Raw genomic sequence first — 20,326 nt, forward strand, 5'->3', positions numbered from 1 at the left:
TTTTTTGTTGCCAAAAAATCAAGTTCTAAAAAGTGTGTTTTTTTCTGAATTTTAAATGTATTTTTGTCGCAATTCCATATCATCATGAATATTAAGCAATATTTAGATTCAACCTACTTAAAAACTGCCTCGCAAGCCGGACTTTCGGAAGCAGAAAATACTATCGTGGTTAAGAATGCAATTCAGGAAGCGATTGATGAAGGTTTTAAGTTAATAATGATCCGTCCTGAACATGTAGTTTTGGCTAAGGAAATGATTTTGAAAGCCAATTCGACTTTATTGGTAGGGACCGTAATCGATTTTCCGGAAGGAAAAGAAAATCTGGAAACTAAAATTAAAGAAGCCAATAAAGCTATCGAAGACGGAGCAGACGATCTTGATTTTGTGTGCAATTATGAAGCTTTTAAAAACGGAGAAACTGATTTGGTAAAACAGGAAATCCTAATAGGAACACAAATTGGTCTTGCGAATAATAAAACAGTAAAATGGATTATTGAAGTTGCAGCCCTAACGGATAAAGAAATTATTCAGCTTTCGGCATTGATAAAAAATGTGGTAATATCCCATTTCAAAGAAGATGATTATACATCGGTTTTTGTAAAATCTTCAACTGGTTTTTATAAAACTGAAAATGATTTGCCCAACGGAGCAACAGTTCCTACGATTATAATGATGTTAGAAAATGCATCACCTTTGCCGGTAAAAGCTGCCGGAGGAGTCAAGTCTTATGATGATGCAATAGAAATGATTCGTTTAGGAGTCAAACGAATCGGAACTTCGGCTGCAAAAGCAATTGCAAATGGAGAAAATACCACAAATCAATATTAAATGAAAACCTACATTTACGTGAATAAGATTTTCTTATCTTTTATTTTTACATTTTCTGCCTTGTCTGCTTTTTCACAAGAGAGTAATTCTTCGATCAAACAGGGTTTTACTTCAGAACAATTTCCTGTTTTTCCAAACTGCGAAAATTTACAATCAAAAAAATTAGAGAACTGTTTTTATAAAGAAGTTCAGGATTTTGTATTTCAAAACTTTGAAGTTCCTGAAAATTTAAAACAAGCAAATTACAAAGGCGAAGTAAAAGTACTTTTTGAAGTAGATGCCAATGGGGAGTTTAAAGTGATTTATGTGAATGCTGCTAATGATGCATTATCAGAAGAAGCGAAACGTGTTTTTGGAAAATTTCCTAAAATAAAACCATCGACTTATAACGGAAAACCAACTTATTCAAAATACACAATTTCAATTGATATTCCTTTAAAAAGTGCAGATCAAATTGCTGAAGAAGCTTTGGCTGCAGCACAAATTTTAAAACCAGTAGAAAAACCAATGACAGAGCTGGACAGTATTGTATATAAAAAATACAATAATCCGGAATTCGAAAGTCATCTGAATATTCCATTCTCACACAGTTACTATGCGCAATTTGATGGCGCCATGAATCAGGTTGGGAGTAATAATCACACCGCATCAAAACCATATACCTATGCAGAGGTTTCTAAATATTACAGCTTAAAAGCGGTAAACGAATCACTTCAGAAAAATGTTTCGACTTGGTTAGGAAGAAAATTCTGGAACGAAAATCTGGTTCAGATTCAGGGCGAAGATTATTGGCTGTCCTTAAATCCTATTGTTGATTTACAAATGGGTAAAGCCTCAGATATTGATGCTTCGTACACTTATGTAAATACACGTGCCTTAAATTTTAGGGGAGGTTTAGGTAAGAACCTTAATTTTACAACCACAGTTTTTGAAAGTCAGGGACGATTTGCAGGTTATTTTAATGATTATGCCGAAACACTAAAACCTTCAGGTGGAAATCCTGCCATTATTCCGGGTATGGGAATTGCGAAACGATTTAAAACAGATGCTTACGATTTTCCTTTAGCGGAAGCCAACATTACTTTTGCTCCAAGTAAGTTTTTTGATTTTCAATTAGGTTACGGAAGAAATTTTATTGGAGACGGATATCGTTCTTTGTTTGAAAGTGACGGAGCAAGTCCGTATCCTTATTTTAAAATCAACACCAATTTCTGGAAAATAAAATACACCAACACCTATATGTGGCTTAAGGATGTTCGTCCTGATGTTACATTAGAAAAAACCTACGCGACAAAATTCATGGCGAATCATTATTTAAGCTGGAATGTGTCGAACAAACTGAATTTAGGATTTTTTGAATCTGTAGTTTGGACAGATACGAATAACAGAGGTTTTGATATCAACTTCGTAAATCCAATTATTTTTTATCGTTCAGTAGAGTTTTCGTCATCTTCAAGAAGTGGAAACGCACTTTTAGGAATGTCAGGAAAATACAAATGGAATAACAATGTAAACTTATATGCTCAGTTTTTATTGGATGAATTTTCAGTAGGAGATATGGCTGGAGGAGAAAATAGCTGGAAAAATAAATTCGGTTATCAGTTAGGGGCAAAATACTTCAATGCTTTTAAGATAAAAGACTTATTACTGCAATTAGAGTACAATCATGTACGCCCATATGTGTATTCGCATAGTGCTGTAATTACCAATTACGGACATAATAATCAAAGTATTGGACATCAGTGGGGTGGTAATTTTGAAGAATTTGTCGCAATTGGACGTTATCATAAAGGACGTTATTATGCTGATGCTAAATTTACAGTTGGTAAGCGAGGGTTAGATTTTGACACTGCCGAAGACAGTTATAACTACGGAGGGAATATTTACAAAAGTTACGATGTAGACCGACCATATGACAAAGGCGTAAAAGTAGGTCAGGGAAATAAAACAAATGTTTTTATTGCCGATATTCAGGGAGGTTATGTGGTAAACCCAATGACAAATCTCAAGTTTTTTGGAAGTTTCCTGTATAGAAATTTTGATCCTACACAAGAAACGGCAACAACTTTTAAGCAAAGCACAACCTGGTTTACGATAGGATTGCGTTCAGATATCTTTAACTGGTATTTTGATTACTAGTTTTTAATAAGATTTTTCGAAATAATTATGTTAAAGATTTGCAAGTCCTTATTCTGTAAAGGTTTTATTGAAAAAAATCTAATTTTATAGGTAAGTATTCTACAATCTAATTTGTACATTTGCACCACTCAAAAAAAACATACAAACAAATACCGTATTGAACGCTACTAAAAATACATTTTCAATAAAATCAATATTTAACGATTTCAAAGAGATTACCAAAGCTGGTTTAGCTATCAGTGTATTATTTTCTTCGATAGCCGGATATTTGTTAGGTGTTAATGATGAACATCCTTTTAAATGGAGTGTTTTACTGGTTTTAATGATTGGTGGGTATTGCATGGTTGGAGCTTCTAATGCTTTTAATCAGGTAATCGAAAAAGATATCGATTCATTAATGGATCGTACAAAAAATCGTCCTGTTCCTTCAGGTAGAATGTCTCCAAAAATGGCGTTATTTGTAGCGAGTTTGCTAACCATTATTGGTATTGCATTATTGTATACCATCAATGCAAAGTCGGCAATGTTTGCAGCGATTTCAATATTTTTATATACAAGTGTTTATACACCTTTAAAAACAGTAACTTCGTTATCGGTTTTTGTGGGTGCTTTTCCGGGTGCAATTCCTTTTATGTTAGGCTGGGTTGCGGCAACAGGAGAGTTTGGTATTGAGGCAGGAACACTTTTTTTAATTCAGTTTTTCTGGCAGTTTCCTCATTTCTGGGCAATTGGCTGGTTCTTGTATGAAGATTACGAGAAGGCTGCTATATTTATGTTACCAACAGGTAGAAAAGACAGAAAGACTGCTTTGCAGATTATTTTATATACAGTTTGGCTTATAATAGCATCGTTGTTGCCTTCTTTAGGATTTACAGGACAATTATTTATAACGCCAGTTGCAGCAATATTAGTTTTTTTGTTAGGTTTATGGATGTTATTTTACGCAGTGCGTTTGTATCAGTTGCGAACTGCAAAAGCGGCAAGAACATTAATGCTGGTGAGCGTTTCATATATTTCGTTACTGCAAATAGTATTTATAGTAGATAAATTTTTAAGATAGTTATGGAAATGACAATGACAATGACAACAGGTGAAGAGCAATTAAGAAAAGCGAAATCAGCAAAACTGATTTTGTTATTTGCAATGGTGAGCATGACAATGATGTTTGCCGGACTTACAAGCGCATTTGTGGTAAGTAAATCCAGAGCCGACTGGTTGAAGAATTTTGAATTACCAACGGCATTTTATTATAGTACAGCCGTAATTTTGGGATGTAGCATTACTTTTTATCTGGCTAAAAAAGCCATTCAAAAAGATAACAGAGGCGCGACTACAGCATTGCTTTTGGGTACATTAGCTTTAGGGGTTTTATTTGTGGTTTTACAGTTTGTAGGTTTTGGACAAATTGTAAAAAGCGGTTATTATTTTACTGGAGAAGGTAGCTCAATTACTACAACTTTTTTATATGTAGTTACGGTAACGCACTTATTACACTTGGCTGGAGGTTTGATTTCACTTTTAATTATAATTTATAATCATTTTAAACAAAAATACAATTCGACTCAAACTCTTGGTATAGAACTAGGTGCGATGTATTGGCACTTTTTGGATTTATTATGGGTATATTTATTTTTATTTTTATATTTCTTTAAATAAGAAAAAAACGTAAATTTGGGAACTTTTTAACGAATATCTTTTATGGAAGCGACAGTTACTACTGCAAACAACGAAAAAACTTGGGGAGGCGGGCATGAGATCCAGCCATTAGGAGCAAGTTATGGTAAAATGATGATGTGGTTTTTTATCGTATCAGATGCCCTGACATTCTCTGGATTTTTAGCAGCTTATGGTTTTTCTAGATTTAAATTTATCGAAACATGGCCTTTGGCTGATGAAGTGTTTACTCACTTCCCATTTATGCACGGTGTTTCGGCTCCAATGTATTATGTAGCCTTAATGACTTTTATTTTGATTTTCTCATCTGTAACAATGGTTTTGGCTGTTGATGCAGGTCATCAAATGAAAAAAACAAAAGTAGCAATCTACATGTTTTTAACTATTATTGGAGGTATTATATTCGTTGGTTCTCAGGCTTGGGAATGGAAAAACTTCATTAAAGGTGAATATGGTGCTGTTGAAACAGTAGGAGGAAGTTTGTTACAATTCGTTGATAAAGATGGTAAAAGAGTTGCTCTTGAAGAGTTTGCTGTAAAATTACCAAATCAACCGGAAGCACTTACAAGAGCTAAGTCAACTTGGTTTATGGAAAGTGCAGAAACATTGCCAACATATTCTGTAGCAGATATTCAGGCTGGTTTTAAAGCACATCCTGAATTGTTAATAAGAACAGAGCATCTTACAGCGCAAAAGAAAAAAACAGTTTTATCCAGAGCAGAATCTGAAGAGCGTTTAAATACTGCAAAATATGTAGTAGAAGGAGCGAACTTAACCAGAAACGAATACGGAAGTAAATTATTTGCTGATTTCTTTTTCTTCATTACAGGATTTCACGGTTTTCACGTAATTTCTGGAATTATCATTAATATCATTATTTTCTTTAATGTATTATTAGGTACTTACGAAAAAAGAAGAAGCTACGAAATGGTAGAGAAAGTTGGTTTATACTGGCACTTTGTCGATTTAGTTTGGGTATTTGTATTTACAGTTTTCTACTTAGTTTAATTTTAGATTTTAATTATTATGTCACACGAACACGTATCAAATACAAAAAGAATCTGGTTTGTTTTTGGATTACTATCAGCAGTAACTACAGTAGAAGTTATTCTTGGTATTATAAAACCAGCATCATTAGAGTTTACTCATTTTTTAGGTTTGAATTTGTTAAACTGGATTTTTTACATCCTGACAATATTCAAAGCATATTATATAGTATGGGCATTTATGCACATGGAAGGTGAAAAAAGCAGCCTTAGATGGTCAGTTGTTTCACCAGTTATTTTCCTAGTTTTATATTTATTGTTTATTCTGTTGACAGAAGGACATTATATTTATGGGGTTTTTAAAGATTCTACTATTAAATGGAATTTTTAACATGATATTAATTCGAAAAGAGTCCCGATAACATCGGGATTTTTTTATTTTTGTACCTCAATAACTTCCGGTAATAAAATGAAAAAAAATATAGTTCTCTTTGTCCTTTTTGTTTTGCCAATTGTAGCCTATTTGTTTTTTGCTTCAGGTGTAAATAGCTTTACTAAACTTCCCACAATAACTCCTAAAATTGCCGACTTTGGTAATTGGAAATCCCTTAAAGGAGAAAAAGTAACCTTAGATAATAAAATTACCATTCTTGGTTTTTCAGGAACTGAGATTTTAAAAAACAGAGGAAACTTTTTTAATCTAAACGAAAAAATATATCAGCGTTATAACGGTTTCAAAGATTTACAATTTGTAGTCGTTTGTCCGTTGGGAACTGAAAAAGATGCAGAGAAAATTGTTGAGTCACTTGGTGCTTTTACAGACGTTTCAGGATGGCATTTTGTTTTTGCTTCACCAGAGGAAATCAAAGTCTATTATGATCAATTACATCTAAAAGGAAAATTAGATCAAAACCTTGGTACTTCGAATGTTTATATCGTAGATAAAGAACGAAACTTAAGAGGGCGAAAAGATAAAGAAGAATATAAAGAGGGATATAATACTTTTCATCCTTCTGAGTTGAGTAATGAAATGCTTGACGATTTCAAAATAATTCTATACGAATATCGTGCAGCTCTAAAAAAGAACCACAACGCAACAAAAGAACTTTAATCTTTATATCATGTTTAAAAATAAATCATATATCGGAATTTCGTTTATTATTTTAATATTCGGGATTTATGCCGTGCCTAAAATTGTTGACAGAATAAACAAAGGTGAAGTTGTAAAAGGGAATCGTTTAGATAATGTAGGAGTAAAATCTAACTCTGATGCTAAATTGATGACAATAGGACCGGCGCCTAAATTTGAGTTAACCAATCAGGATAACATTAAAGTTTCAAACGAAACCTATAAAGGTAAAGTTTACGTTCTGGAGTTTTTCTTTACAACTTGCCCGTCAATTTGTCCAAAGATGAATTTAAGCATGTTAGAGATCGAGAAAACTTTCTTTGGGAATCCAAACTTTGGAATTGTTTCGATCACTATAGATCCTAGTCACGATACTCCACAGGTTCTAAAAGATCATGCGAAATTATTAGGAGTAAAATCTTCTAACTGGAATTTTCTAACAGGCGATAAAGCTACTATTATGGACTTATCAAATAAAGGGTTTAATCTTTATGCAGGCGAGAATGAAAAAGTAAGCGGTGGTTTTGAGCATTCAGGTTTATTTGCATTGATTGATAAGGATGGAAATATTCGTTGCAGAAAAGATGAATTTGGGAACCCAAATATCTATTACGACGGACTGGATAAAAAAGGCGTAAGAGATATTCAGGAAGATATTAAAATATTATTAGCAGAATAAAATGGAAAATCATTCATTAGAAAAAAAGTATAGCAAACTTATTGTTGCGGTTTCAATTATTATTCCGGTTGTAGTGGCTATTTTGTTCGGAGTTAAATTAAAAGATTTTGGTGTTAATGTTGAGCCGCTTTCGTTTTTACCTCCAATTTATGCGACAACAAATGGTATTACGGCTATTGTTTTAGTTTTGGCGGTAATCGCTATTAAAAACGGAAAACAAAAGCTTCACGAACGTTTAATGACTTTTGCGATTGCATTATCGGTTGCGTTTTTGGTCATGTACGTGGCTTATCATATGACTGCTGATTCTACCAAATTTGGTGGCGAAGGCGCAATACGATATATTTATTTCTTTATTTTAGTAACACATATATTGTTGTCTATTGCAATTATACCATTGGTATTAATCACTTATGTAAGGGCTCTTGCAAAACGTTTTGACAGACATAGAAAAATAGCTAGAATAACTTTTCCGCTTTGGTTATATGTTGCGGTTACGGGTGTTATAGTTTACTTAATGATATCTCCTTATTATGTTTAAAATAGAAAATAGAATAAAGAATAAAGAAAATAGAGTAGAAGGCAAATTTAAGAGTTCTTTTTTATCGAAATGCCTCTATGTTCTATTCTCTATTTTCTTTTCTCTTAGTGCTAACGCTCAATGTGCGATGTGTCGTGCTGCCCTTGCAGGAGATTCGAATGTGAAAAAAGCGGAGGCTGTGAATAACGGAATCGTTTATTTGATGGTAATTCCTTATTTACTCGTGGTTGTAATTGGAGTTCTTGTTTATAGAATGTACAAATCCAAAACAAAAAAAGCAGAATAATTTTATTCTGCTTTTTTGTTTTTAGTTAAATTGTTTGCTTATTTCAATCCATCAACAGAAACATTTACCGTTCCATTTATTTTTATAAAAGCGATAATCGCCTGGTTGGTCAGCTGGATTTTATCAAACTGAATGTCTTCCATTTTTCCGTTTACGAAAACACCCGGCATTGGCGAATAGTTTTTAAGATAATTGGCCATAGTCTTTTTACCTTCTTCTAAATTGGGCTGAATCGAGTAACGGCAGCTTTCTTCCATTTTTCTTACTATATAACCTTGGCCCAGCCAGCTTGCGGTTCTCATTAACTTGCTTTTGGTGTCTAAAACATAATCAAGGTTTTCAAAATAAATTTCTTTTGTCTGAGGGTTGTATTGTGGAACTCCGTTTAAGTAAAGTGTTCCGTTTATTGATCCTAAAACATCAAGTGCAATAACCATTTTACCGTTTTTGTGCCAGATTGAAACATTTTTTACTGTAATTTTTTTTCCGCCTGAACCAAATTCCTGACCTGCAAAATTTTTGGTCATGATCTTTGAAGCATCCATATAAGTTGAAATTGCGGCAATATTCGCCGAAATTTGATTTGGAATTTTTGTTACGGGTTTCAATACAATTTTACTGGCACTGAATTTAGATTCAGGTTGTTTGCCTACAATAGTTTCCATATTGCATTTCATTCCCATGTCTAATAAAAACAAATCGTTCTTAAGCTTGGCATTGGTAGAATATACTTCGACAGGAACAATTCTTAGCCAGCTCTCATAGGTATCACTCATCTGGAATGGCGTACATATTTTTTCTAATGCTGTTAAAACATTTGGTTTAAAATCCATTGATTTTTCGATCGCCTCATCAATTTTCTTTTCAATTTTCGATTTAAAAATAGAAATCGCAGGATTTACTAAATAAGTAATAGGCATGCTTTTTCCAAATACCATCATGGTAGGGCTTTCACTCCAGTCTAAAGATTTGAATTCGGTTTTAGTGTTTAATTTCCAGTTCGTCAAAGCCACTTCGCTGGATAAAGTGATTACGCCATTTAAATTAAATTCTCTAACATCGTAAAGTTCTACTCCCAATTTTTTTGTGCCTATTCTGTATTTGATGGTGGCTTTTAGAGGCAGAATCGTTTTTATTTTTTTATTCGGGTTTGCAGGATCATTCTGGATTTTTATCGGAGCCTGTTTCCAGATTTTCATTTCGATATCATCATCTTCGATGTCGTTGTCTTCATAAATTAAACCATTCAATAAAGAATTTGTTTGATTTTGAATGTCACTCAGCTTTACCGTTATGGGTAAGTTAATAAAAGAAGGATTTGCATCGTATACTAATGGACTTGCATCATCCGGTTCCGGTTTTAATGTTTCTAATTTTTGAGTTGTAGAGCAACTTGTAATAGCGGTAAGTACCGTAAACAAAGAGATAATTGAAAAAAACTTCATCGTTAAGATTTTTTTAAGTGATGCAAAATTAAGAAAACAATTATATAATCTTAAAAAAGTGTAACAATAGATACAGAATTGAGTCTTATTGAAATAACTAAACGGAATTATTAACGTTTTCTTACCATAAATTACTTATAAAAAATGTTATTATTGTTTTAAAATTTAACAATACCATGATCGAAATCAAAGATTTACACAAGTCCTATAAAATGGGAAGTTCAGAATTGCATGTGTTAAAAGGAATTAATTTTAGTATCGAAGAAGGAGAATTAGTTGCGATTATGGGATCGTCCGGATCTGGCAAATCTACACTCTTAAATATTTTAGGGATTTTGGATGAAGCAGATTCGGGTAGTTATATTTTAGATAAGACTCCAATTAAAAATCTAAACGAAACAATAGCGTCACGATATCGAAATAAATTTTTGGGGTTTGTATTTCAATCATTCAATTTAATAAATTATAAAACGGCACTTGATAACGTTGCAATGCCTTTGTATTATCAGGGGATAAAGCGTAAAGAACGTTACGAGATTGCTATGAAATATTTAGAGAAAGTGGGTTTAGGTTCGCATTCTCATCATTTACCAAATGAACTTTCAGGAGGTCAAAAACAGCGTGTTGCCATCGCAAGGGCTTTGGCTTCAAATCCTAAAGTGCTATTGGCAGATGAGCCAACCGGTGCTTTGGATACAAAAACTTCTTATGAAGTTATGGAACTTATTCAGGGAATTAACGATGAAGGAAAAACAATTTTAATCGTAACTCACGAACCTGATATTGCTGCAATGTGCAAAAGGAATGTGGTCCTGAAAGACGGATTAATTATAGACGATAAAAAAGTAGAACAAGTTAGAGCGTCATCTTATGTTTAATATTGAACGTTGGCAGGAAATCTTTGAAGCGATCTCTAAGAACCGGTTAAGGACATTTCTTACCGGAGTTTCTGTAGCTTCCGGAATTTTTATTTTAGTGATCCTGCTCGGCGCAGGTAAAGGGCTTCAAAACGGAATTGAAAAACAATTTGAACGTGATGCTGCCGGGATAGTTGAAGTTTGGTCAGGAACGACAGCAAAAGAATATAAAGGATTAAATCCTGGAAGGCAAATTCAATTTAGAAATAGCGATTATTCACAATCGGTTCAGAAATTTGAAGATAAATTAGAGTTACGTGCTGCTACATATAATTTTTGGGGAGGCGCATTTACTTATGGCAAAGAATCCGGAAGCTATCAATACAGAGGAGTTGATCCTGATTATGGGGCAGTAGAAAATTTGACAGTTGTTCAGGGCCGATTTATAAATAGTAATGACTTGGCAAACAATGAAAAGGTGGCCACTATTGGAATGAAAGTAAAAACAGATTTGTTTAAAGATAAAGATCCTTTAGGCAAAGAAATCGCGATTAATAATGTCAACTTTAAGGTAGTAGGTGTCTTTACAGATCCGGGAGGAGAAAGAGAAGAAGCTCGTGCATATTTACCTAAAACAACAGTACAGAGAGCTTATGGTGGAGGAGATAAAATAAGCAATATCTTTTTTACGCTAAAGAAAACGAATGATTATGATGAAGCATTAGCGCAATCAGAAAAATTTACTGAAGACTTAAAAGCTTTACTTAGAAGTAAAAATGTTGTAGCGCCCGATGATGATAGTGGCATAAATGCTTATAATTCTGTTAAGGATGCAAAACAATTTTACGATTTAAATCTTTACATCAGATTGTTTTTTTGGTGGGTAGGAATCTGTACAATTATTGCGGGAGTTGTAGGGGTGAGTAATATTATGCTTATTATAGTCAAAGAACGAACTAAGGAAATTGGAATCAGAAAAGCGCTTGGTGCATCGCCATTTTCAATTATTTCGATGATACTTCACGAATCTATTTTTATTACCACTATTGCTGGTTTCGTTGGTTTATTGGCTAGTTTATTATTGCTTGAAGTAGTTGGGCCAATGGTACAAAGTGAATATTTTAGAAATCCTCAGGTTGATTTTAGTGTGGCTTTAACAACACTTGTTTTACTTGTTTTTGCTGGTGCTTTGGCAGGCTTTTTTCCAGCATACCGAGCGGCCAAAATTAGACCTATTGTAGCACTTAGAGACGAATAATTATGTTTAAGAAAGATAATTGGGATGAAATTTTACAGGCTTTAACAGCCAATGTTTTTAGAACGGTGCTAACTGCGTTTGGGGTATTTTGGGGTATATTTATTCTTGTAATATTACTGGCTGCAGGAAAAGGGTTGGAGAACGGTGTAAAAAAAGGTTTTGACGGAATTGCGACTAATACAATGTTTATGTGGAGTCAAACTACCTCAAAAGCTTACAAAGGCTTACCAAAAACCCGACGTTACGATTTTAGAAACAGCGATGTTGCCGCCTTAAAATCTGCTTTGCCAGATTTATTATATGTATCACCAAGGAATCAGTTAGGTGATTTTAACGGATCTAATAATGTAGTTCGCGGTACAAAAACTGCTGCATTTACTATTTATGGTGATTATCCTGAGTTGATCAAACAACAGCCAATGGATATTATAAAAGGGCGTTTTGTGAATCAACAAGATATTCTGGAGAAGCGAAAAGTTGCTGTAATTGGAAAAGGTGTTATCACTGATTTGTATGGTAAAGAAGAGGAAGCAGTTGGAACGTATGTAAAAATTAACGGAATCAACTTTATGGTAGTTGGTGTTTACAAATCGAAGCAACAGGGAGGAAATGCAGAGCAGGAGCAAAAAAATATATTTGTTCCTTTTACTACTTTTCAACAGGCATTTAATTATGGAGATAAAGTGGGGTGGATGGCTCTTACAGCCAGAGACGAAGTTTCTATTACGGATTTAAAACCCAAAATTTTAGAGCTAATTAAAGCACTACATTCTGTAAATCCTGCAGATGACAGAGCAGTGGGAAATTTTGATTTGTATGAACAATTTAATAAAGTGCAAAGTTTGTTTAATATCTTACAGGTTATTGCTTATTTTGTAGGAAGTTTGGTTTTGATTTCGGGAGTAATTGGTATTTCTAATATTATGCTTATTGTAGTTAAAGAACGTACCAAAGAAATTGGAATTCGCAGAGCATTAGGCGCAACTCCGGCAGCAATTCGAGGTCAGATTTTAGCAGAATCTATATTTTTGACTATCATTTCAGGAATGCTGGGTATTGCGGTAGCAACCGGGATTATTGCAGTACTAAATATGGTGCTGGATTCTATGCCGCCCGGAAATGATACTATGTTTGCAAATCCAAGCGTAGATCTGGGGGTTGTATTTGTCGCATTATTAATATTAGTAGGATCAGGTTTATTAGCCGGATTTATTCCAGCTCAAACCGCAATCAATGTAAAGCCTGTAGATGCTTTACGAACAGAATAAATTATCAATCAAAAATATAATCGATTAAACCAAAACAAAATGAAAAAAGGAGTAACCGTAACCATTTTAATCTTTATTGCTGTAGTTTTCTTTGGCGCACTTTACTATTTATACGCTAAAAATCAACAATCTCCAATTGTTTTCAAAACGGAAAAAGCAGAGATTAAAACAATCGTAAAAAACACAATTGCAACCGGTAACATTCAGCCTGATGAAGAAGTTCTAATCAAACCAAATATCTCAGGTATTATTGAAGAAGTATATATCAAAGCCGGAGAGAAAATCAAAGCTGGAGATATGATCGCCAAAATTAGAGTAGTAGCTAATGTTTCTAATGTTAGTAATACTCAAAATCAGGTGCAAACAGCTAAAATTGCTTTGGACAATCAGGAAAAAATCTATAAAAGACAAAAAACATTGTTTGATAAAGATGTAATTTCTGCTAATGATTTTGATGCAGCTCAATTGGCTTATACACAGGCAAAACAAAATTATCTGGCTGCAAAACAAAGCTTAGATATCGTAAAAACAGGAACAACCACATCATTAGGAAGTTATGCAAATACCCTAATTCGCTCAACGGTAACGGGAATGGTTTTGGCAGTTCCGGTAAAAGTAGGAAATCAGGTTATTGAAAGTAATAATTTTAATGAAGGAACTACAATTGCCAGTGTTGCAGATGTTGGAAGAATGATTTTTATTGGAAAAATTGATGAATCTGAAGTAGGTAAAATCAAAGAAAAAATGCCAATTGAAATTACTGTTGGAGCCATCGAAAACAAAAAATTCGAAGCCTCTTTAACCGATATTGCTCCAAAAGGAGTAGTAGAAAACGGAGCGATTCAATTTGAAATAAAAGCTAAATTAGAAAATAGAGATGCAACCTTCATCAGAGCTGGTTTAAGTGCAAATGCTTCGATCATTTTAGAGAAAGCTGACAAGGTTTTGGCTGTCAAAGAATCATTGGTTCAATTTGATAAAAAAACACAAAAGCCCTATGTTGAAGTAGAAACTGCTCCTCAGAAATTTAAAAGACAGGATTTGGTTTTAGGAGTGAGTGACGGAATTTATGTTCAGGTAAAAAGCGGTCTAAAAAACACAGATAAAATTAAGATCTGGAATCAGGGTTTGATCAATGAAGGAGAAAAGAAATAATTTGAAAGTATAAAAAGAGTTTTTGGTTTTAAAAAATGTTAAATTTGCGTAGCATCATTTTTACTGCGCTTTCATTCAAAATATATGAAAATAAATAAATATAATAGTCTTGTTTTTGCCATGCTTTTCGGGTTTGGATTATCATCTCAGGCACAATCAAAAAAATGGACATTAGAAGAATGCGTACGTTATGCATTAGATAATAATATCACTATTAAATTATCAGAGTTAGATGTAAAAAATGCAGCAATTGATAAAAAAGCGGCTTTTGGTAATTTCCTTCCTGCTGTTAATGCAAATGCTTCGCATTCCTGGAACGTTGGTTTAAACCAGAATATTACAACAGGTTTACTTGAAAATCAAACCACTCAGTATTCTTCTATTGGCGCATCTGTTGGTGTTGATATTTATAAAGGGTTACAAAATCAAAATACACTTCGCAGATCTAAACTTTCTATGATAGCATCGCAATATCAATTGCTGAAAATGCAGGAAGATATTTCTTTGAATGTTGCGAATGCATTTTTGGAAATTCTTTTTAATAAAGAAAATTTAAAAGTAAAAAAAGAACAGTTATCCATTGATCAAAAACGATTGGCGCGTTCTGAAGAAATGGTAAATGCAGGAACAATTCCGCGTGGAGATTTATACGATCTGAAAGCTACTGAGGCTACTGATCAGCAGGCTATAATTGTTGCTGAGAATAGTTTGTTAATTTCAAAATTAAGTCTGGCGCAGCTTTTACAATTAAAAGAATTTGCAGATTTTGATGTAGTCGATGATACAAAAGTAGAAGATGAAAATAATATCATGGCACAAAGCCCAATTGATATTTACAATAAAGCCAAAGAGATCAGAACAGAATTAAAACTGGCACAAACAAATCTTGAAATTGCTGAAAGAAATGTAACAATTGCAAGAGGAGCTTATCAGCCTACTTTAAGTGCTTTCTATAACTTTAATACCAGAGCAAGTTATTCTGATATTATTACAGGTTCTACTTTAAACTCTGCTAATCCAACTTCTCAGATTGGTTATGTTGAGGGAACAAATCAGCCTGTAGTACGTGATAATTATATGTCTGTTTTAGGTAAAGCTGCACCAATTTTTGATCAGTTCAATGATAATAAAGGACAATCTTTTGGATTCCAGCTTTCAATTCCTATTTTTAATGGATTTTCTGTTAGAAATAATGTAGAAAGAAGTAAAGTAAGTTTAGAGAAATCTAAAATAGATTTAGAGCAAAAAAGTTTAGATTTGCAACGTAACGTTTACACTGCTTTTACAGATGCAAAAGGAGCCTTAAATGCTCATGAGTCATCAACAGTAACTTTAGAGGCAAGACAACAGGCTTATAATTATGCGAAAGAAAAGTACGATGTAGGCTTGATGAATTCATTCGATTTTACTCAGGCACAAACATTGTTAACCAATGCTCAGTCAGACGTTATTAGAACAAAATACGATTACATGTTTAAAATAAAAATACTTGAATTCTACTTTGGAATTCCAATTGTACCAATTATCACAAAATAATTTATTATGTCAAAAAAAACAATTTATTTCTTACTTGGTGGTGCGTTAGTCATTATTGCGGTTTTAATAGGTCTTTCCAAAGCAGGAGTAATAGGAAATAAAGATGAAGGAAAAGAAGTAGAAGTTTCAAAAGTAGTAGCTTCAACGATCGTCGAAACGGTTTCTGCAACTGGTAAAATTCAGCCTGAAATAGAGGTAAAACTTTCATCAATGGTTTCGGGTGAAATTATTGCACTGAATGTAAAAGAAGGACAAGTTGTAAAAAAGGGAGATTTATTAGTTAAAATAAATCCTGATTTATATACCTCCGGATTAGATCGGTCTGTTGCCAATTTATCGGGAACTAAAGCAGGTTTAACACAGTCTGAGGCAAGTTATAAAGAAGCTAAAGCAAGTTACGAACGTAATAAAACTTTATATGATAAAGGCGTAATTTCAAAATCAGATTGGGACAAAGCTATTTCGACTTATGAAGTAGCAAAAGCAACAAGACAAAATGCTTACTATAACGTTCAGAGTGCTTCGGCATCTGTTACAGAAGCAAAAGACAACTTGGGACGTACTTTAATTTACGCTCCTGCTGCAGGAACAATTTCGGTCTTAAATGTTGAATTAGGAGAGCGTGTTTTGGGAACACAGCAAATGGCTGGAACAGAACTTTTGAGAGTAGCAAACCTAAACAATATGGAAGTTGAAGTTGACGTCAACGAAAATGATATTGTAAAAGTAAAAATTGGCGATGAGGCAAATGTTGAAGTGGATGCCTATCTAAAAAAGAAATTCAAAGGTACAGTGACCAGTATTTCTAATTCTGCAAGCACAACGCTAACATCTGATCAGGTAACCAATTTTAAAGTAAAAGTTCGTATCCTGAAAGAATCCTATCAGGATTTGTTAGAAGGACAGCCAGATACTTATTCGCCTTTTAGACCAGGAATGACGGCAACTGTAGATATCATTACAAGAACTAAAAGTAATGTTTTGGCAGTGCCTATTAGTTCTGTCGTTGTAAAAGCAGATACTACTGCTGTAAAAGATTTAAAAATTCAGGGTCCAAGTGATGATGATAAAAAAGCAGCTCCAAAAAGCGATAAAAAATTCGAATGTGTTTTTGTAAAAGTAGGAGATAAAGCTAAAATCAGAGTCATTAAAACAGGTATTCAGGATGATACAAATATCGAAGTAATGTCAGGATTAAAACCGGGTGATGTGGTAATTACCGGACCTTACACTACAGTTTCTAAAGATCTGAATTCGGGTGATAAAGTCAAGCTTAAAAAAGCTGATTTGCCTAAGAAATAAATAAAATCTCTTTAAAGATATTGTCAACCTGAGCGAAGTCGAACGATTAGAAATTAAAAAGAACTTCGACTTCACTCAGTCTGACATATTAATAATAACATTAAAAAAAAAATACATTGTCTTTTATCCTAAATATAGAAACGGCTACTAAAAATTGCTCAGTGTCCATTGCTAAAAATGGAGCAACAATTGTTTGTAAAGAAATTGCAGAAGAAGGCTATTCTCATGCTGAAAAGCTGCATGTTTTTATAGAAGAAGTAATTGCTGAGGCAGGAATCTCGGTTCAGGATTTAGCAGCTGTTGCCGTAAGTCAGGGCCCTGGTTCATACACGGGTTTACGAATTGGCGTTTCGGCAGCAAAAGGATTGTGCTTTGCTTTAAATATTCCGCTTATTGCCATTGATACTTTAGAAACACTTGCTTCGCAGGCTAATGTTGCTGATGGGAAAATCATTCCTATGATCGATGCAAGAAGAATGGAGGTTTATAGCGAAATTTTTAATGCGAATTTAGAAAAAGAAAGAACAATAGAAGCAGAAGTTATTACAGAGGATTCTTTTGCCTCATATACAGAAAAGATTTATTTTGTGGGGGATTGTGCAGAGAAATGCAAACCGGTTTTAACTAAAGAGAACTTTATATTTTTAGAAGAAATCAAATATCCATCTGCAGCTGCAATGAGTAAAATAAGTTTCGATAAATATCAAAAAAGCGACACTGTAGATGTCGCTTATTTTGAACCTTATTATTTAAAAGATTTTATGATGGCACCTCCATCAAAAAAACAATAAACTATTTTATTTTTGAATTGTATAAGGCTGAACTGAAATTCCGGCTTGGTCTAAAGCTATTTTGCAGTTCTCTAAAGTATCTGATACTACGGATCCGTAATTGGCATTTGTCGCCCATGGACGCACTGCAAAATCTATAGAAGAAGCCGTTAAATTTTTTACAAAAACTTCCGGAGCAGGATTTTTAAGCACTTTAGGATTTTGAACTAAAACGTCTAAAAGAACATCTTTCGCTTTTTTAATATCAGAATCGTACGAAATTGAAAAATTCAGATCGGCTTTTCGTTCTCCCTGCATAGAGTAGTTGATAATCGTTCCGTTTGATAGAGAGCCATTTGGAACAAAAACAACCTGATTGTTTCCGGTAATCATTTTGGTAACAAAAATCTGAATTTCTGAAACTGTTGCAATAACGCCTTGCGCTTCGATCGTATCGCCAACTTTAAAAGGTTTGAAAACAATAATTAGCATTCCTCCCGCAAAATTAGAAAGTGAACCCTGCAATGATAGACCTACCGCAAGTCCCATTGCTCCTAAAATGGCAACAAATGATGAAGTCTCGATTCCGAGTTTTGCAATGAAAGTAACAAATAATAAAATTCGGAGTGCCCATATCAAAATGTCAGAAAGAAATTTTGTTAAAGTAGGATCTAAATTTCTTTGTACCATTACCTTCGTAATGATTCTGTTTATCAATCTGATGGCATAAATACCAACAAATAAAATGATAAAGGCAGAAACTAATTTAAGAGAATAATCAACTAATAAGTCAGCATATTTAGTAATATAATTGCTAACCTGGTCTGGATTGAGGTTCATATTTTTTTGAATAAAAAAACCTTCTCAAAGAGAAGGTATATTAAGGCTGCAAATATAGATATATTTCTTTTTATTAGAAAAAATCAGTCCTTATTCCTTAGGAGGAATAGTATCAATAATTTCGTCTGTTGCGGTTTCACTCTTTTCAGTGGCATCGGCTGCAGTTTCTACGACTATAGTTTTGGTTGTGCCGGCAGTTTCGATGGTTTTTTCTTTTACAGAATCGATTACATCGCTCAATGAATCTGAAGCTTTTTCTACATATTCACTTACAATATCTTTTGCCTTGTTTGCATATTCAGCCGCACTTTCAAGGATGGGTTCTGAAGCTTCTTTTGCTTTTGCAATTGTTTCCTCGGCAAAAGTTTCTGCTTTCTCAATATAAGGAGCGGCAGCTTCTTTTGCTTGTTCAAACTTAACCTCGGCCTGATTGGCTAAATCTGTAGTTGAATCTTTGGCTGAGCCAAATAAATTCTTGAAAAATGAAGATAATCCCATAGTTTTATATTGATTGGTTTAGGATACAATATTAACTATTTTTATTGCATAAAAACGGAATAATTTATTGAAAATTAAGTAGATATGAATTCAATAAAAAAGCGCCCCATTTGAGGCGCTTTGTGTATTTATTAGAATAAATAATTATGCATTCACAGCTTCTACTTTAATCGCTTCATCATTCAACATACTTTTTAGCATATTTTCGATTCCGCTTTTTAAAGTAAAAGTAGAAGAAGGACAACCGCTGCAAGCACCTTGTAAAATTACTTTTACCGTTTTGTCTTCTTCATTATAAGAGTCAAAAGCAATATTTCCACCATCTGCAGCAACTGCCGGTTTCACATATTCTTCTAATATATTGATGATTTGTTGAGAGGTAACATCTAATTTGTCAAAAGCTTCATCTTTTGTAACATCATTTTTAGTAGCAACTTCAATTAAACTTTCATCTAAAACAGTTCCTCCGTTCTCGATATATTGTTTGATAAAAGTTCTTACTTCTAAAGTAATTTCATCCCAATCATTAATATCATATTTGGTTACTGAAATATAATTTTCATCTATAAAAACTTCTTTTACATAAGGAAATTTAAACAATTCTTTTGCCAATGGAGAAGAAGCAGTCTGATCGATGTTTTTATACTCAACAGCATTTTTGGTCAACATTCTGCTCACTACAAATTTTAAAGCAGCAGGATTTGGAGTTGTTTCTCCGTAAACCGTAATAGGTTGTTTTTTGGGTGCATTTTCATCCACTTTTATGATGATGCCACCTTTGTCTACAAATGATGCAATTTGTTCAGCAACAGCATCTTTTACATCGTCCCATTCTACAATACTGTATCTTTCGATCGCGATAAAGTTTCCTGAAATATAAACGGTTTTTACAAACGGAAGATAAAATAATTGTTGTGCTAAAGGCGATGCTTGGGCTTCATCGATATTTTTAAATTCGAAATTTTGATTTTTTGTAATGAAATCTTCAAATTCAAACTTTAAGATAGTTGGATTCTGAGTTTCTTTTATGGTGATTTTTGTCATGATTTGTAATTTTCTACAAATTTACTAAAGTTATTTTCTACTAATACCTATATTTGATTTTTTAATAAAATAATTAAGACTCTTTTCAAAT

Annotated in this window: 21 protein-coding genes; 17 read left to right on the forward strand and 4 right to left on the reverse strand. The window is 33.5% G+C overall.

What is annotated here, in order from left to right:
* Window positions 1–84 precede the first annotated feature (84 nt).
* The 10 genes from deoC to FLP_RS24100 all read left to right on the forward strand — a co-directional run bounded on the left by deoC (window position 85) and on the right by FLP_RS24100 (window position 8,262).
* A complete protein-coding gene (gene deoC / locus FLP_RS24055; protein WP_083195937.1) occupies window positions 85–828 on the forward strand; it encodes a deoxyribose-phosphate aldolase in 744 nt (247 codons plus the stop codon).
* Window positions 829–2,967 (forward strand): energy transducer TonB, encoded by a 2,139-nt coding sequence (locus FLP_RS24060; protein ID WP_243397524.1) that lies wholly within the window; start codon window positions 829–831, stop codon window positions 2,965–2,967.
* A 157-nt stretch (window positions 2,968–3,124) separates the two neighbouring features.
* On the forward strand, window positions 3,125–4,027 hold the full coding sequence (gene cyoE / locus FLP_RS24065) for a heme o synthase (RefSeq protein WP_078008684.1): 903 nt from the start codon (window positions 3,125–3,127) through the stop codon (window positions 4,025–4,027).
* An 8-nt stretch (window positions 4,028–4,035) separates the two neighbouring features.
* Window positions 4,036–4,623 (forward strand): cytochrome c oxidase subunit 3, encoded by a 588-nt coding sequence (locus FLP_RS24070; RefSeq protein ID WP_065452212.1) that lies wholly within the window; start codon window positions 4,036–4,038, stop codon window positions 4,621–4,623.
* Between the two features lie 42 nt (window positions 4,624–4,665).
* Window positions 4,666–5,649: a cytochrome c oxidase subunit 3 gene (locus FLP_RS24075; RefSeq protein WP_065452041.1), complete on the forward strand. Its 984-nt coding sequence runs from the start codon at window positions 4,666–4,668 to the stop codon at window positions 5,647–5,649.
* A gap of 18 nt (window positions 5,650–5,667) precedes the next feature.
* Complete coding sequence (locus FLP_RS24080) at window positions 5,668–6,018, forward strand: cytochrome C oxidase subunit IV family protein (RefSeq protein ID WP_065452042.1); 351 nt, start codon at window positions 5,668–5,670, stop codon at window positions 6,016–6,018.
* A gap of 78 nt (window positions 6,019–6,096) precedes the next feature.
* On the forward strand, window positions 6,097–6,738 hold the full coding sequence (locus FLP_RS24085; RefSeq protein WP_065452043.1) for a hypothetical protein: 642 nt from the start codon (window positions 6,097–6,099) through the stop codon (window positions 6,736–6,738).
* A 10-nt stretch (window positions 6,739–6,748) separates the two neighbouring features.
* Window positions 6,749–7,435, forward strand: coding sequence for an SCO family protein (locus FLP_RS24090; protein WP_065452044.1), 687 nt, complete (start codon window positions 6,749–6,751; stop codon window positions 7,433–7,435).
* Between the two features lies 1 nt (window position 7,436).
* On the forward strand, window positions 7,437–7,976 hold the full coding sequence (locus tag FLP_RS24095) for a DUF420 domain-containing protein (RefSeq protein ID WP_065452045.1): 540 nt from the start codon (window positions 7,437–7,439) through the stop codon (window positions 7,974–7,976).
* A complete protein-coding gene (locus FLP_RS24100) occupies window positions 7,969–8,262 on the forward strand; it encodes a hypothetical protein (protein ID WP_065452046.1) in 294 nt (97 codons plus the stop codon). Before FLP_RS24095 ends, FLP_RS24100 begins: the two co-directional genes overlap by 8 nt.
* 38 nt (window positions 8,263–8,300) lie before the next feature.
* On the opposite strand, the gene FLP_RS24105 is transcribed toward FLP_RS24100, so the two are convergent.
* Window positions 8,301–9,707 (reverse strand): DUF4403 family protein, encoded by a 1,407-nt coding sequence (locus FLP_RS24105; protein ID WP_065452047.1) that lies wholly within the window; start codon window positions 9,705–9,707, stop codon window positions 8,301–8,303.
* A gap of 176 nt (window positions 9,708–9,883) precedes the next feature.
* Between FLP_RS24105 and FLP_RS24110 the strand changes: the two genes are divergently transcribed.
* The 7 genes from FLP_RS24110 (at window position 9,884) to tsaB (ending at window position 17,874) form a co-directional block, all read left to right on the forward strand.
* Window positions 9,884–10,585: an ABC transporter ATP-binding protein gene (locus FLP_RS24110; protein ID WP_065452048.1), complete on the forward strand. Its 702-nt coding sequence runs from the start codon at window positions 9,884–9,886 to the stop codon at window positions 10,583–10,585.
* The gene (locus FLP_RS24115) at window positions 10,578–11,822 is read left to right on the forward strand and encodes an ABC transporter permease (RefSeq protein WP_065452049.1); all 1,245 of its coding nucleotides are present in this window, start codon (window positions 10,578–10,580) and stop codon (window positions 11,820–11,822) included. Before FLP_RS24110 ends, FLP_RS24115 begins: the two co-directional genes overlap by 8 nt.
* A 2-nt stretch (window positions 11,823–11,824) precedes the next feature.
* Window positions 11,825–13,090 (forward strand): ABC transporter permease, encoded by a 1,266-nt coding sequence (locus FLP_RS24120; protein ID WP_065452050.1) that lies wholly within the window; start codon window positions 11,825–11,827, stop codon window positions 13,088–13,090.
* Between the two features lie 39 nt (window positions 13,091–13,129).
* Window positions 13,130–14,245, forward strand: coding sequence for an efflux RND transporter periplasmic adaptor subunit (locus FLP_RS24125; RefSeq protein WP_065452051.1), 1,116 nt, complete (start codon window positions 13,130–13,132; stop codon window positions 14,243–14,245).
* An 84-nt stretch (window positions 14,246–14,329) separates the two neighbouring features.
* The gene (locus FLP_RS24130; protein WP_065452052.1) at window positions 14,330–15,781 is read left to right on the forward strand and encodes a TolC family protein; all 1,452 of its coding nucleotides are present in this window, start codon (window positions 14,330–14,332) and stop codon (window positions 15,779–15,781) included.
* 6 nt (window positions 15,782–15,787) lie between these two features.
* Window positions 15,788–17,083, forward strand: coding sequence for an efflux RND transporter periplasmic adaptor subunit (locus FLP_RS24135; protein WP_065452053.1), 1,296 nt, complete (start codon window positions 15,788–15,790; stop codon window positions 17,081–17,083).
* A gap of 116 nt (window positions 17,084–17,199) precedes the next feature.
* On the forward strand, window positions 17,200–17,874 hold the full coding sequence (gene tsaB, locus FLP_RS24140) for a tRNA (adenosine(37)-N6)-threonylcarbamoyltransferase complex dimerization subunit type 1 TsaB (protein ID WP_065452054.1): 675 nt from the start codon (window positions 17,200–17,202) through the stop codon (window positions 17,872–17,874).
* Window positions 17,875–17,880: 6 nt separating this feature from the next.
* On the opposite strand, the gene FLP_RS24145 is transcribed toward tsaB, so the two are convergent.
* The 3 genes from FLP_RS24145 to FLP_RS24155 all read right to left on the reverse strand — a co-directional run bounded on the left by FLP_RS24145 (window position 17,881) and on the right by FLP_RS24155 (window position 20,235).
* Window positions 17,881–18,693 (reverse strand): mechanosensitive ion channel family protein, encoded by an 813-nt coding sequence (locus FLP_RS24145; RefSeq protein ID WP_065452055.1) that lies wholly within the window; start codon window positions 18,691–18,693, stop codon window positions 17,881–17,883.
* A 90-nt stretch (window positions 18,694–18,783) separates the two neighbouring features.
* Window positions 18,784–19,191 (reverse strand): hypothetical protein, encoded by a 408-nt coding sequence (locus tag FLP_RS24150; RefSeq protein WP_065452056.1) that lies wholly within the window; start codon window positions 19,189–19,191, stop codon window positions 18,784–18,786.
* A 144-nt stretch (window positions 19,192–19,335) separates the two neighbouring features.
* Window positions 19,336–20,235: a NifU family protein gene (locus FLP_RS24155; RefSeq protein ID WP_065452057.1), complete on the reverse strand. Its 900-nt coding sequence runs from the start codon at window positions 20,233–20,235 to the stop codon at window positions 19,336–19,338.
* Between the last annotated feature and the right edge of the window lie 91 nt (window positions 20,236–20,326).

This window comes from Flavobacterium piscis (assembly GCF_001686925.1).
Taxonomy (GTDB): domain Bacteria; phylum Bacteroidota; class Bacteroidia; order Flavobacteriales; family Flavobacteriaceae; genus Flavobacterium; species Flavobacterium piscis.